Origin of the sequence: Erythrobacter sp. CCH5-A1, assembly GCF_001557115.1 — a bacterium.
In the GTDB taxonomy this organism is placed as follows: Bacteria; Pseudomonadota; Alphaproteobacteria; order Sphingomonadales; family Sphingomonadaceae; genus Erythrobacter.
Genome location: NZ_LSKQ01000231.1, coordinates 47,951 through 62,305, shown reverse-complemented (window position 1 = coordinate 62,305; position 14,355 = coordinate 47,951). Strand labels below are relative to the sequence as shown.

The following is a 14,355-nucleotide window of genomic DNA, read 5'->3' as shown; positions in this document are numbered from 1 at the left end:
GCGCAGAAATCCTTTCGCGCCCACGGGCCAAGCCACATTGCCCTTGCGCGCCCGAGGCTCTAATCGCCTCGGGATCATGTTGACGCAAGCCACCGCATCGAACCCCAAGGGCGCCGCCGCCACTCCGGCCGACCTCACCCTCGACGACGTCCGCGCCGCCGCTGCGCGGATTGCGGGCGCGGTGGTCAACACGCCGATGATGCACTCGATCACGCTGTCGCAGATCACCGGCGCGAATATCTGGCTGAAGTTCGAGAACCTCCAGTTCACCGCGGCCTACAAGGAGCGCGGCGCCCTGAACGCGCTGCTTCTGCTCAACGAGGAACAGCGCGCGCGCGGGGTGATCGCGGCTTCGGCGGGCAACCATTCGCAGGGGCTGAGCTATCACGGCACCCGGCTGGGCGTGCCGGTCACCATCGTCATGCCGCGCACCACGCCCACGGTGAAGGTGATGCAGACCGAAAGCGTCGGCGGCAAGGTGGTGCTGGAGGGCGAGACCTTCGACGAGGCCTATGCCCATGCCCGCAAGCTCGAAGGCGAGCTTGGCCTCACTTTCGTCCACCCCTTCGACGATCCGCATGTCGCGGCCGGCGCGGGCACGGTGGCGCTCGAAATGCTCGAGGTGAACCCCGATCTCGATTGCATCGTCACGCCGATCGGCGGGGGCGGGCTGATTTCGGGGATGGCGACGGTTGCCAAGGCGATCAATCCGAAGATCGAGGTAGTCGGCGTGCAGGCCGGGCTGTTCCCGAGCATGTTCGACCGCATCAAGGGCGCGAGCCTGCCGTGCGGCGGGGATACGCTCGCGGAAGGCATCGCGGTGAAGGTGCCGGGCGATTTCACCTCCAAGGTCATCGCCGAGCGGGTCGACGACATCGTGCTGGTCGATGAACCGGCGCTCGAGAAGGCCGTGGCGCTTTTGCTCCAGATCGAGAAGACCGTGGTCGAGGGTGCGGGCGCGGCGGGGCTCGCTGCGGTGCTGCGCAATCCGGCGCGCTTTGCGGGCAAGACCATCGGCCTTGCGCTGTGCGGCGGGAATATCGACACCCGCCTGCTTGCCAACGTGCTGCTGCGCGACCTTGCGCGGCAGGGCCGGCTCGCGCGGCTGCGCATCACCTTGCAGGACCGCCCCGGCGCGCTGTTCCGGGTCATGCGCCTGTTCGACGAGCACAACGTCAACATCATCGAGATCTACCACCAGCGCATCTTTACCACGCTGCCGGCCAAGGGCCTGATCACCGACATCGAATGCGAAGCGCGCGACGCCGAGCAGGTCGAGCGGCTGGTCGAGGGCCTGCGTGCCAACGGCTATTCGGTGCAGCTGGTCGAACTCGGCTGAGTTTCCGCGACAATCGCTGAACGCTTGCCGGGCATTTGTTCCGGTTTGCACCATTGCGGGCGGGGTTTGCCGCGGCGCTCGGCACACCCATGTCGTTTTCGCGACATTTTCATAGTTAAGGGACTTTTACCGGAGCGAAGGTGTGGGCATAAGATTTTCTTAACACTTTCGCCCACCCGCGATTCACGCGCGTGGCCATGGACACAAGGGACAGGCCCCACCCGTGACGGCACCGATCCGCTTCCCCCGCTTCTTCGTGACGAGCCCCGCGCCGTGCCCCTATCTGCCGGGCCGCAGCGAGCGCAAGGTGTTCACCGAATTGAAGGGGCCGCATGCGGACCAGCTCAACGAGGCGCTGGGCCGGATCGGCTTCCGCCGCAGCCAGACAGTCGCCTATCGCCCCTCCTGCCTCGATTGCCAGGCCTGCGTCTCGGTGCGGGTGGTGGCGGGCAAGTTCAAGCCCTCGGCCACGCAGAAGCGTGATCTGAAGCGCAACAGCGACCTTATCGTCACCGAATGCCGCCCCTGGGCGACCGACGAGCAGTTCGAACTTCTCGCCCGCTATCTCGGCCAGCGTCACCCAGATGGCGGGATGTCGGCGATGGACGAGCTCGACTACGCCGACATGATCGAGCACACGCCGGTCACCAGCGTCGTCACCGAATATCGCGAGCCGGGCCCCAACGGCAAACCCGGCCGTCTGGTCGGTGCCTGCCTGACCGACCGGCAGGGTGACGGGTTGTCGATGATCTACTCCTTTTACGAGCCCGATCACCCCGAACGCGCTGGCCTCGGCAACTTTATTATCCTCGATCATATCCGCCGCGCCGCAGCTGAGGCATTGCCGTACGTCTATCTCGGATATTGGGTCGAGGGCTCGCCGCGCATGCAATACAAGGTCCGCTATCGCCCGCTCGAGCGCCTGACGCGCGAGGGCTGGCAGCTGATGGAGGAGGGCGAACAGCATCGCCTGATCGCCGCAGCGACAGCGCCGCGCCGGCCGCAGGATGAAAGCCTCGCCGGCGCGCGCGGCAAGGATGGCCAGCCTGTCAAGTTCCCCGCGACCTGAGACGGACAAGCGTCTCTCGCTCGGTCTCGCCATTGCCGCAGGATTGGGTCACACCGTACTGGCGCTGAACGGCGCGCCGGTCGCGGCGGCGTCGCTTGCCGTGCAGCAGGAGGGACCGGCGCAGGCCAGCCGGCCGGAGGAGCCGGTTGGCGAAGCGCCCCCCGTTCCCCCTCCCGCCGCGCCCGAGCCGCAGCCGGTGCCGGATTCACTCGACGATCTGATCCCCGAATCCGCGCTCGCCGATCCCGAGGCGTGGGCCGCTGGCGGCGTTGCCAATCCGGTGCCCGTGGACGAACTGCCCGATCCGCTCGCAGGCGCCCCCGATCCCGCCTTCGATGCCGCCTTTGCCGGGCTGGACACCGTCCCCGACAGCGCGGCCCCGTCCGATAGCGAGGCCGCCTTTGCCGAGCTCGCGGTTCCCGATCCCCAGCCACTGCCGCCCGATCCCGAGATCGAAGCGCTGGCCAGCATCGAGGCCCCCGTGCTCGCTGCCGCGCCCGAGCTTGCCGAGACGCGGGTCAGCAGCACGCTGGTCCTCGCGCTCCCGGCTGCCGAGGAAGCCTTCCCCGAGAAGGACGAATTCGTCGACCGCTTCAGGGACCTCTCGACCCTGCGCGAGCTTGATGACGGTGTCGAAGCCGCCCCGCAGGTCGCTGCCCGCGCGCGCGCCGATGCCGAGCTGCTCGGCGATATCCTGCGCACCTACGGCTATTACGATGGCGAGGTGGTGCGCCAGCTTTCTGGCGGGCGGCGCGCGGGTGAGGCTGCCGGCGAGGAAGAGGCCGAGGCCGCATCGCGCGAGCCGAGCGTGCGCTTCGATATCCTCCCCGGGCCGCGCTACCGCTTCGGTGCGATCGATCTCGGCCGGCTTCCTGCGCTGCCCGAACCCGATGCCAGCCGGTTGATCGAGGCCTTCGGGATCAAGACCGGCGATCCGCTCTATGCCGACCGCATCGTCGAGCGCGAGCTGGAATTGCGCGTCGCCTTGGGCGAAAGCGGCTATCCCTTTGCCGCGGTGGACGAGCCGCAGCTGCTGATCGACCACGCCCGGCAGGAGGGCGACCTCACCCTCGCGGTCGATCCCAAGGGCAAATATGTGTTCGGCGCTGTGGTCAGCAACGACCCGCGCTTCCTTTCGGGCGAGCACCTGGCGCGCATCGCCCGTTTCGATCCGGGCGACACCTTCCAGCAGAGCCTCGAGACCGATCTCAGGCGCGCGATCATCGCCACCGGGCTCGTCTCGAGCGTCACCGTCACCCCGCGCGAGACCCGTGCGCCGCAGGAGGGTCAGCCGGGCGAGGTCGTGCTCGACGTGGAAATGGAGCGCGCGCCCTTGCGCACCATCGCGGGCGCAATCGGTTACGGCACCGAGGATGGCTTCAAGGTCGAAGGTCGCTGGGAACACCGCAACCTCTTCCCGCCCGAAGGCACCCTGCGGCTGCGCGGTATCCTCGGCACGCGCGAGATGCTCGGCAGTGTCGGGGTCAGGCGCAACAACTTCCTTGGCCGCGACCAGGTGCTGACGGTGGATGCCTTCGCCAGCGACATAACGACACAGGCTGTGGACTCGCGCGGCGGCGGGGTGCGCGCGACCTTCGAGAAGATCTCGAACATCCTGTTCCAGAAGCCGGTCAGCTGGCAGATCGGCGGCGAGCTTGTCTATACCGACGAGCGCAACCGCAATGTCCGCAGCGCGCCCGGCGTGGTGGTGCCGCGCCAGGCCTATCTGATCGGCGGGCTGTTCGGCAGCGTGACGCTCGACGAGAGCGACGACCTTCTCGATCCGAGCGAGGGCTGGCGCACGACCCTGTTCCTCGCGCCCGAGGTTTCGCGCAGCAGCGGGGCGCAGAGTTTCTACCTGCGCGCGCAGGCCGATGCGAGCTATTATCAGTCGCTGGGCGATCTGGTGCTGGCCGGGCGTGTGCGGGCGGCGACGATCCAGGGGGCGGGGATCGACGACATCGCGCCTTCACGCAGGCTTTACGGCGGCGGCGGGGCCTCGGTGCGTGGCTACGGCTTTCAGGGCGTTGGCCCGCGCGATGCGCTCGGCAATCCCACGGGCGGCGCCTCGCTGGTCGAATTCTCGCTCGAGGCGCGCATTCCGACCCCGCTGTTCGGGGGCGCGATCGAAGTCGTGCCCTTCGTCGACGGCGGCTCGGTGGCGCGCGGATCGACCCCGGATTTCGACGAGATCCGCTTCGGCGCAGGGCTGGGCATCCGCTACAAGACGACCTTCGGCCCGATCCGCGTCGATGTCGCAGCCCCGCTCAACAAGACCGAATTCGACAGCCCGGTGGTGGTCTATGTCAGCCTGGGGCAGGCGTTCTGATGGCGGGCGCGGGGGACCCCGGAGCGGTGACGGCGCCTGCGCCATCGGCGCGGCGGCGCTGGGGCAAGCGGACGGGCTGGGCGCTCGGGCTGCTGCTTGCGCCGTTCCTGCTGACCGCGCTGTTCTTCGCCACCCCGATCGGCAAGCGCTTCATCGCCGACCAGATTGCCGCCGTTGCCCCCGCCTCGGGCCTTCGCTTCACCGTCGGGCGGATCGAGGGCGATATCTACGGGCAGGCGGTACTGCGGCAGGTGACCGTGAGCGACCCCAAGGGCGCCTTCCTCACCATCCCCGAAGTGCGGCTCGACTGGCGGCCGCTGAACTGGCTGTGGAGCGGGCTCGATATCCGCGAGGTCACCGCCCGGCGGGGCAGGCTGACGCGGCTGCCCGAACTGCTCCCCGGCGACCCGGACGCGCCTTTATTGCCCGATTTCGATATCCGGGTGGACAAGCTGGTGGTCGAGGACCTGACCATCGCCAAGGGCCTTGCCACGCCGCGCGACGAGCGGGCCAATCTCACCGCCAAGGTCGACATCCGCCAGGGCCGCGCGCTGATCGACGCGGATGCGCGGCTGGGCGCGCGCGACCGTTTCGCGCTGCTGCTCGATGCCGAGCCCGATGGCGACAGGTTCGAGCTTTCGGGCGATGCGCTCGCCCCGGCAGGCGGCGTGCTGGTCGGGCTGGCGAAGCTCGACCGGGGTTATTCGGCGCGGATTGTGGGCGACGGTACGTGGAAGCGTTGGCGCGGCGCGGCGGTGGCGCGGGCTGCGGACGGCGAGGACGATGCCCCCGTCGCCGCCTTCCGCATCACCAATGACGCGGGCCGCTACGGCGTGCTCGGCGAGCTGCGCGCCGGGCTTGCCGACGCGACCATCCTCGGCCGCGCGCTGGGCGAGACCACGGCGCTCGCGGCCAGCTTCACGCTGGCCGACAGCGTGATCGACGGGCGCGCGGCGGCGGTCTCCTCCGGGCTCGATGCGCGGGTGAGCGGCGTCGCCAACCTCGCCGACAAGGTGGTCGAGGGCGCGCGGGCGCGATTGGCGCTGCGCGATCCCGACCTCTTCGGGCAGAACCTCAGGATCGAGGGCGGCGCTGTGGTGGCCGACCTCACCGGCGAGTTCGACGATCTCGGCATCAAGCACGAGATCGCGGTCAGGCGGCTGGCTGCCTCGGGCGTCACCGCGACCGGCCTCGCGCAATCGGGCAGCGCGCGGCTCGATGGATCGGTGCTGCGCCTCCCCCTCGCGCTCACCGCCGAGCGGGTGACGACCGGCATCGCCCAGGCCGATCCGCGGCTGGTCAAGGGCCGGGCGAGCGGCCTCCTGACCTATGATTTCGCCAAGGGCGCGCTCGCGGCCGAGCGGACCGAGATCGCCTTCCCGGGCCTCGGCGCCCAGCTCTCGCTGGCAGGCGACATCCCCGGCGGCGCCTATGCCATCGCCGGGCCGGTGACCGCCAGCCGCCTGCGGGTCGAGGGCGCAGGCGAGGTCACGGCCAATGCCAAGATCCTCGCCAAGTTCGGCCCCGCCGTGCCGTGGAGCCTGCGCGCCAATCTCGCCGGGGTGCTGAGCCGGATCGGCAATGCCACGATCGTCAACCTCGCGGGGCCGCAGGTGCGCTTCAAGGGCGAGCTCGGGATGGGCGCGGGCCAGCCGATCATCTTCCGCAACACCACCGTCACCGCCCCGCGCCTGACGGCCAAGCTCGACAGCAAGGTGGTGACCGGCGGCGGCGTCACCCGCACCGTCCTCGCCGGAAACGGGCGGCAGGCGCAATATGGCCCCTTCCGCTTCGATGCCGAGATCGCCGCCGACGGCCCGCGCGCGGTGCTGGTGCTGGCCGATCCCTATCCGGCGGCAGGGCTCAAGGACGTGCGCATCGCGCTCGCGCCCAGCGAGGAGGGCTTCGGGCTCGATGTCGAGGGCCAGTCGACGCTCGGCGCATTTGATGGCGCGCTCGAACTGTTCCTGCCCGAGAACGCGCCCACGCGCATCGCGATCAATCGCCTCAATGTCTACCGCACCAATGTGACGGGCGAGGTCGTGCTGCTCAACGAGGGCGTCTCGGGCGATCTCCGGCTGGCGGGCGGCGGGGTGAACGGCACGGCGAGCTTCCGCCCGCAAGGTGGCGGCGCGATCGGCTTCGCGGTCGATCTGGCCGCGCGCAATGCGAGCTTCGGCGGGACGACCCCGATCACCATCGCCCGCGCCGATATCAATGCCGCCGGCCGCTACGCCGACGGCAGCGCCACCGTGGATGCCGACATCACCGCGAGCGGTTTCGAATATGGCGGGCTCTACCTCGCCAATCTCACCGCCAAGGCCGCCGTCGCCAATGGGCGGGGTAAGGTCACGGGGCAGATTTCGGGCCGGCGCGCGGACCGCTTCGCGCTCAATTTCGACGCCAATGTCGCCCCGAACCAGATCGCCGCGGCGGCGCGCGGGCAATATGGCAATGCGCAGATCACCATGCCGCGCCGCGCGGTGCTGAGCGCGCAGGAAGAGGGCGGGTGGAGCCTCGCGCCGACCCAGATCGGCTTCGGCGGCGGCTTTGCGATTGCTGAAGGGCGCTTCGGCGGCGGCACGACCGGGCTAAACCTCCAGCTATCGAAGATGCCGCTGCGCCTGCTCGACCTGGCGGGCGCGGACCTCGGCCTCGGCGGACGGCTCACCGGCATCATCGACTATAGCCAGACGGGCCGCGAAGCGCCTACGGCGCGCGCGCGCGGGCGGATCGAGCGCTTCAGCCGGGCGGGGCTGGTGCTCTCGTCAAAGCCCGTCAATGTGCTCGCCGTGGTCGACCTTCGCGCCGACCGCTTGACCGCCGCCGCACGCATGTTCGAGGGCGAGGAGCGGCGCGGCGACGTCTCGCTCGCGGTGCTCGGCCTTGCCCCGGACGGCGCGCTGGCCGACCGCGTGATGCGCGGGCGATTGGGCGCACGGCTCGCCTTCGACGGCGCGGCCGAGACGCTGTGGCGCCTCGCCGCGATCGAGGCCTTCGATCTTGCGGGGCCCGTGCGGATCGATGCCCGCGCCACCGGCACGCTCGCCGACCCGCGCATTATCGGCACCGTCGCGAGCGACGACATGACCGTGCAGAGCGCGCTCACCGGCACCCGCATCACCGCCGTCAAGGCGCGCGGGCGGTTCGCCGGATCGCGGCTCGAACTGGCGAGCTTTGCCGGGCAGACGGCCGGCGGCGGCACGGTCACCGGCAGCGGCACGGTCGATCTTGCGCAAATGAGCCGGGTGCGCGGGCCCGTGCTTGATCTGCGCGCGGCGGTGAAGAACGCCCGGCTGCTCGATGCCAACGGGCTCGAGGCGACCATCACCGGGCCGCTGCGCATCGTCTCGAACGGCGTCGGCGGCACCATCGCGGGCCGCGTGAGCGTCGACCGTGCGCGCTGGGCGCTCGGCAACGCCGCAGAGGACCGCGCGCTGCCACGCATCGCCACGCGCGAGATCAACGGCGAGGACGGGCGCGCGCGGGCGCAGGCCTCGGGCCGCGACGCCGTCTGGCGCTACCTCGTCAATGCCTCCGCGCCCGGCCGCGTGACGGTCGAGGGGCTGGGGCTGGAAAGCGAATGGGGCATCGACATCGCGCTGCGCGGCACGGTCGCCGACCCGCGCATCGGTGGCACCGCGCGGCTGGTGCGCGGCGATTACACCTTCGCCGGCACCCGCTTCGATCTCACCCGGGGGCGGATCCTGTTCGACGTGAACGAGGCGATCAACCCGCGGCTCGATATCCTTGCCGAGACCGCCAAGAACGGCACCAATGTCGACATCGCCATCACCGGCAATGCGCAGGCGCCCTCGATTGCCTTCTCGTCCGATCCCTCGCTGCCCGAGGAGGAGATCCTCGCGCGGCTGCTGTTCGGCGGGTCGGTGACGTCCTTGTCGGCGACCGACGCGGTGCAGCTCGCCGCGGCGCTGGCGGCCTTGCAGGGCGGGGGCGGGGGGCTCGATCCGATCGGGTCATTGCGCCGCACCATCGGGCTCGACCAGCTGCGCATCGTCAGCGCCGACCCGCTGACCGGGCGGCAGACCGGCATCGCGATCGGCAAGAACATCACCCGGCAGATCTATGTCGAGCTGATCACCGACGGGCGCGGCTACAGCGCCACCCAGGTCGAATACCGCATCACCAGCTGGCTGGCGCTGCTCGGCACGGTGTCGACCATCGGGCGCGATTCGGTGCTGGTGCAGGTTTCCCGCGATTATTGAGGAAGTTGTGCGCCGGGCGGCGTGAGTGCGATCAACCTTCGCTCATATACAATTCCGCTTCCGCCGCGCGGCGCCTGACCAGCCCCTGCAACACGCGCCCGCCCGCGCGGGTCCAGCGCGAGAATTCGTGCGTCGCCCCGGCATAGTCGCCCGCGATATGCCGCTTGGTCAGCGTCGCCGTGCGGATTGCGCCGGTGTTGTAGTGGAAGCTGACCAGCGCATCGAACTGGCTCTGGGTGGTGAGCGCGCTGCCGATCGCGGCGGCGACTTCGGCGGCGTAGCGGGCGAGATCCTCGGCAAGGCGGGCATCACACTGGGCCTGGGTCCAGCAGGTGCCTTTCCCGATACTGCCGCCGCCGAAGCGGTCTTCGCCGGTGGCGCCCCAGCCGATCGTCCAGGGCTCGGCGCCGGTGCCGGGGTCGGGATAGGCCTCGATCAACCCGTCGCGCCGCTGGCGCGCGCAGCCCTCGAAGCGTTTCACGAGGGCGATACCGGCCGCGCTGATCTGGCGGGGAGCGGCGCTGCCCCCGGGGCGCAGCGCGGCAAGCGAAACGGGCTCGCGCGCTACCGGAGGAAGGCTGGCAAGCCGCCGCATCAAGGCGAGCAGCGGGGTCGAGAGCTGGTAGGGCATGGGGGCCTCCTGTCAGGCGTGAGGCCCCGCGATTCAGCACGTTTTGCGCGAGTAGGAAAACGGTTTCGTGCGACCCGCCGCATGGGGTGACAAGAGCTCTTGACTGACAAGAGCTCTTGTCTGTAAAGAGCTCTTGTCAGGCAGCGGGGTGATTCGCGATAAGCGAAACTCCGGAGCCGGGCAGTCCATCAACCAAATGCTGTCGGAAGCTAACGTGGAAAACCGTTTGAAGCACTACCGCGACGTCAATGGCTGGAGCCAGGGCGAACTCGCCCGCAGGCTCGGCGTTTCGCGGCAGACGATCAACGCCGTCGAGACCGACAAGTATGATCCCTCGCTCCCGCTGGCGCTGCGCATGGCGCGCCTGTTCGGGGTGGCGGTGCCGGATCTGTTCATCGATCACTGGGAGCCCGAAAATGATGATTGAAGACAAGTCGCCCGGCGCCACGAGGGGGCTGCGCAGCATTCTGTTTCGCATGGCCATCGGGGGCGTGGTTGGGTACTGCGCCGCCTTCGGGATGTTGCACTTGATCCAGGGACCGCTGGGTGGCCTCGGAGAATCCGCGACGGCCGCTGCGCTCGTGGGCGTGCTCTACCTTGTCATCGGCCTCGGCGTTGGGCTGGGCACGGCGAGCCCGCAGGTCGGCGCGCGTTTCCTCAATGTCGAGGACGCGGACGAGCTGCGCGAACAGAAGAAGGTCCTGACCTTGTCGGGCGCGGCGATGGTGCTGTGGGGCGGGGCGCTGATCGCGCTTGCCCTGGCCGCCCCCGATGGTCCGCTGCCGCAGGCCGCCGCACTAGCGCTGGGTGCGGGCGGGCTGGTGATCGGCACACTGATCTCCATCCCCGCCTATCGCCTGAGCGACGAGTTGATGGTCGCGGTCAACCTCGAAGCCGGTGCGATCAGCTACGGGCTCATGCTTCTGTTCGCAGGCGGCTGGGCGATGCTTGCGCATCTCGGCTATGCCGCCGCCCCGGCGCCGCTCGATCTGCTGACGATGTTCTATGTGGTTGTGCTGCTGGCGAGCTTCATTGCGATCGGCCGCCGCGGGATGCTGACGCCGCGCTGATCGCGGCGCGTCCTTTGGGGCGCACAAGCAAAAGGGGCGCCCGCCGGCTGGCGAGCGCCCCTTTTTCAATGCCCGTGACCGGGTGTCAGAACCGCCAGGTCAGGTTGCCCCGGACGACCTGGGTGTCGGCATCGCTGCGCGCGATGGTCGTGTCGAAGGCGATGCCGGCCTGCACCGGACCGCTGCCGAAGGTCGCGCTGACCCCGGCCTCACCCCAGGTCCGGTCAGCCGTGCCGATCGCGAACGCCGCATTCGGACCGGTGCCGTTGACGAAGTTCGCACCCAGCAGACGCGAGCCCTGCTCGAGCTCGCGCACGACCTGGGCGGTGGCGTTGAGCTGGACGTTCTTGCCCTGCTTCTGCCAGTCGAACCCGCCGCGCAGCTGCGTGCTCTTGTAGGTGTCGCGATCGATGCTCAGCGCCAGCGCACCGCCGGTTTCCTGCACGCGGCCGAAGTCGATGCTGGCATAGCGCGCCTCGATCCCCGGCGAGATCGTGCCGACCGAAGTCTTGAGGTCGTAGGAGACCCCGAGCGCACCCGAGAACAGCAGGTTGTCCGTGCTCGATTCGAGCGTCTGGAAGGCGTTCAGGAAGGTCACCCGCCGGGTCGTATCGAAGCCGGTGCTGCCCAGAGTGACCTGGCCATCGACCACCACGCCGCTGTCGAAGCGCTGACGCATGTAGAGCGAGGCGGCGTAGGTCGTGTTACGGACTTCCTGCGCCAGCGGCACATCTGCATCGATGTCGCTGTAGTGGCCCGAAAGCCCGATCATCGTGTTGTCACCCGGGTAGAACTCGATCCCGCCGGCCAGATACCAGCCCGCGTAATCCATCGGATCGAGCTGGTACTGGAAGAAGGGCTGCGTGCCGGGCTCGTAGCCGGGAAGCGAAGCGCCTTCGCCGACGACGAAGCCGCCCGCGAGGAAGATGCCGACGTTGTCCGGCAGGTTCGCCTCGCGCATTTCGGTCTCGCCTGCGCCTTCCTGCGCGCCCATCACCGCGCCGCCGAGCGGCTGCATGGCCGGCGAGAGGCTCATCTGCGCAAGATCGAGCGGGCGCCCGGTGATCGCTACCTTGCCCCCGGCGCGATCCTTGTCCGCTTCGCGCAGGCGCGCATCGTTGAAGTTCTGCAGCAGGTTGATCGTTTGCGCCGAGAGCGAGCGGACCGCCTGCTCGTTGACCGGCGCGAGCCGCGTGAAGGTGTCGCGGATCGTGTCGGTCGAGGCGAAGTCGAGCGCGTAGATCGAGCTCAGTGCGCCGTTGGCACGGTTCTGGTCGAACAGGCGGGCATAGGCCACTTGCACCGGATCAGCCGAATTGATCACCGTGTTGTAGCTTGCTGCGGTCACCTGCACCTGCACGGCGTTCTGCTGGTAGGTGAACGACTGGCGCAGGATCGGCGAGAGCGTGAGCGCCGAGAAGGCGCCCGTCACGCCGCCCGTGGCCGAGACGATGGTGAACTGGCGGCCGAGCCCGTTGACCTGCCCGGTGAGGCCGTTGAGCATGACGGTGCCGCCCAGGTTGGCCGCACCGGTGACCGCGATCCGGTCGGAATTGGCGCCGGCCACGTCGATCACCGTCACCGTGCCCGAAGCGAGCACGAGGTTGCCGGTGAAGTTCAGCGTGCCCACCGTGCCCATGGTGCCGGGCGAGATCGTGCCGGCGACGCTGGTGGTGAAGGGCGCGATGATCGTCCCGGTGCCCTGCAGCATCCCTGCGAGCAGCGCGAAATCGCCGACCGAGGAGAGCGTGCCGTTGACGTTGACCGTGCCGCCCGCCTGGGTGACGTCGATCAGCGAGTTGAGGCGCGCGCCGGTGTTGATCGTCAGGCCAGCGGTGTTGCGCACCGTCAGGCGGTCGATCGTCACGGTGCTGCCGAGCGTGGTGGTGCCCGCATTGCTGAGCGTCACGTCGAAGTAGCGCGGCAGCACGCCGTTGAGGCGGTTGCCGGGCGTGTTGTTCGGCACGAAGTTCGTCGCACCGGGCAGGCCGTTGGCGATAGTCGGCGCCGGCAGCGGCTGCGCGGCAGCCTGCGCCTCGGGCTGGGCCAGCTCGCGGTCGATCTGCATCGTCGCCGGCTGGTTGGTCGCCGTGCCGTCGGGCGAGATGTTGGCGCTGCCCATGTTGTTGTTGGAGCCGCCCACGACTTCGCTGCCCTCGGTGCCGATGCCGCCGGGGGTGTTGATCAGATTGCCGGTCGCAACGTCACGGCACACGTTGTTGCCGATTGCGCCGATGGTGTTGCCCTGAATGCAGACCTGGCCGAACTTGCCGGCGGTGCCCGTGTTCTGCTCACCCGTCATGGTCGGCACGCCGTTGATCGGCTGGCCGTTGGGTCCGAGGATGAAGTAGTTGGGATCGGTCAGCGAGACCCAGCGGGTAGGGTCTTCCCAATTGCCGTTGCCGGCATTGGCGCCGACATAGCGGTAGGGATTGTTGGCCGCGATCCAGTCCCAGTAGAGATAGAGCGGCTGGTAGAAACTGACGGTTCCATAGCCGTTGGCAGGCTGGTCGGCAAAGAAGCGGGTGTAGCCGCCCGAAAGCACGCCGATGACCAGCTGGCGGGTGAAGGCCTGGCTGAGGATCAGCGGACCGCCCGAATCGCCGCCGGCCGTGGTGCCCTCGTTGGGCAGCGCATTGTCGCGGAAGGCGTTGAAATCACGCCGTGCGGCAGCCGGCGTCCCGCGAGCGGGATCGTCGAAGTCGATGAAATAGAGGTTCTGGATGAGGTTGGCGCTCGATCCGGCGCCGAACACGGCACCTTCGAAATCGGCGAGCGAGGCGAGCGCGCCCAGCCAGTTTTCAGCGACGCGGCGGCGGAAGTCGATGGCGAAGGTGCCGCTGGTGCCGGTGCCGTTGCCGCCGTAGCCCGCGAGCGCGACACGGTAGCCGGTGCCGGTCGCAGCGGTGATCGTCCCGGGGGCCGGGAGCGGCGAAAGCAGGATCGACCAGGTCGGGATGCCCACTGCAGGCGTGTCGAGCGCAGCGATCGCGACATCGCCATACAGGAACCGGCGCGCGTCCGGTTCGAGCGAGAGCGGATTATAGGCGACCGAGTCGACGGTGTAGAACGCCTGCGCCGTGTTGGTCTGGTAGCGACCGGTCGCATCCGGACCGGACCCGAAGATCCAGCGCACCAGTTCGTCGACCTGACCGGGGCCGTTGGCGCGAAGGTTGGTCTCGAACCCGAAGCCGATCGGAACGCCGCCCGAGTTCGAGCCATAGGCGGTCGCGGCGCGGCTGTTGATGCAGTGCGCGGCGAACAGCACGGTGCGCGGATTGATCAGGGAGCCGGTGCACAGGCCCAGCGAGCCGGTGCCGGGAACGCCGTTTTCGACGATCATCTGGCCAACGCCGGTGATGTTGACCGGATCGCGCGCGGTGGTCGGCGAGCCGGGAAGGGCGATCAGGATGTTGGGATCGATCTCGGCCTCGTCGGGGCGAAGGATCGTCTGCTGTTGATAGGTGAACGCGTTCTGGCGCAGCGCCGCGGCCTCGGCGGCGTCGGCAAGCAGGCGAGCGGTCTGATCGCTGTCGCCCGAGTGCGCTTCCGGCGCGACAGGGGTGAGGACCGCGGTTTCGGCAACGGCGAGCTCTTCAGCCTGTGCGCCGCTCGCACCCGCGACCAGACCCAGCATGGCCACACCCGTCAACAGCGCCGGGCGACCCCGGCGATCATGCTTGCTCATGAT

At 69.0% G+C, this 14,355-nt stretch carries 8 protein-coding genes; 6 read left to right on the top strand and 2 right to left on the bottom strand.

Annotation, left to right across the window (positions count from 1 at the left end):
* Positions 1-76 precede the first annotated feature (76 nt).
* The 4 genes from AX708_RS14150 (at position 77) to AX708_RS14135 (ending at position 8,963) form a co-directional block, all read left to right on the top strand.
* Positions 77-1,339, top strand: a complete 1,263-nt coding sequence (locus tag AX708_RS14150; protein ID WP_066526004.1) for a threonine ammonia-lyase — start codon at positions 77-79, stop codon at positions 1,337-1,339.
* A 223-nt stretch (positions 1,340-1,562) separates the two neighbouring features.
* Complete coding sequence (locus AX708_RS14145; protein WP_066526006.1) at positions 1,563-2,408, top strand: arginyltransferase; 846 nt, start codon at positions 1,563-1,565, stop codon at positions 2,406-2,408.
* 43 nt (positions 2,409-2,451) lie between these two features.
* Entirely contained in the window at positions 2,452-4,737 is a 2,286-nt protein-coding gene (locus AX708_RS14140; RefSeq protein ID WP_066526009.1) for an autotransporter assembly complex family protein, read from the top strand.
* Positions 4,737-8,963, top strand: a complete 4,227-nt coding sequence (locus tag AX708_RS14135) for a translocation/assembly module TamB domain-containing protein (RefSeq protein ID WP_066526010.1) — start codon at positions 4,737-4,739, stop codon at positions 8,961-8,963. The genes AX708_RS14140 and AX708_RS14135 overlap by 1 nt, the downstream gene beginning before the upstream one ends.
* 31 nt (positions 8,964-8,994) lie before the next feature.
* On the opposite strand, the gene AX708_RS14130 is transcribed toward AX708_RS14135, so the two are convergent.
* Entirely contained in the window at positions 8,995-9,594 is a 600-nt protein-coding gene (locus AX708_RS14130) for a lysozyme (protein ID WP_066526011.1), read from the bottom strand.
* Positions 9,595-9,808: 214 nt separating this feature from the next.
* Here AX708_RS14130 and AX708_RS14125 point away from each other — a divergent pair, with 214 nt between their 5' ends.
* On the top strand, positions 9,809-10,021 hold the full coding sequence (locus AX708_RS14125; protein ID WP_066526015.1) for a helix-turn-helix transcriptional regulator: 213 nt from the start codon (positions 9,809-9,811) through the stop codon (positions 10,019-10,021).
* Positions 10,011-10,664 (top strand): hypothetical protein, encoded by a 654-nt coding sequence (locus AX708_RS14120; protein ID WP_066526018.1) that lies wholly within the window; start codon positions 10,011-10,013, stop codon positions 10,662-10,664. The genes AX708_RS14125 and AX708_RS14120 overlap by 11 nt, the downstream gene beginning before the upstream one ends.
* Before the next feature lie 85 nt (positions 10,665-10,749).
* On the opposite strand, the gene AX708_RS14115 is transcribed toward AX708_RS14120, so the two are convergent.
* Positions 10,750-14,352: an autotransporter outer membrane beta-barrel domain-containing protein gene (locus AX708_RS14115; protein WP_066526020.1), complete on the bottom strand. Its 3,603-nt coding sequence runs from the start codon at positions 14,350-14,352 to the stop codon at positions 10,750-10,752.
* Positions 14,353-14,355 lie beyond the last annotated feature (3 nt).

Excerpts from the sequence above, each read along its gene's own strand:
- AX708_RS14150 (WP_066526004.1), top strand. The coding sequence starts at position 77 with ATGTTGACGCAAGCCACCGCATCGAACCCCAAGGGCGCCGCCGCCACT.
- AX708_RS14135 (WP_066526010.1), top strand. The coding sequence starts at position 4,737 with ATGGCGGGCGCGGGGGACCCCGGAGCGGTGACGGCGCCTGCGCCATCG.
- AX708_RS14130 (WP_066526011.1), bottom strand. The coding sequence starts at position 9,594 with ATGCCCTACCAGCTCTCGACCCCGCTGCTCGCCTTGATGCGGCGGCTT.
- AX708_RS14120 (WP_066526018.1), top strand. The coding sequence starts at position 10,011 with ATGATGATTGAAGACAAGTCGCCCGGCGCCACGAGGGGGCTGCGCAGC.
- AX708_RS14115 (WP_066526020.1), bottom strand. The coding sequence starts at position 14,352 with ATGAGCAAGCATGATCGCCGGGGTCGCCCGGCGCTGTTGACGGGTGTG.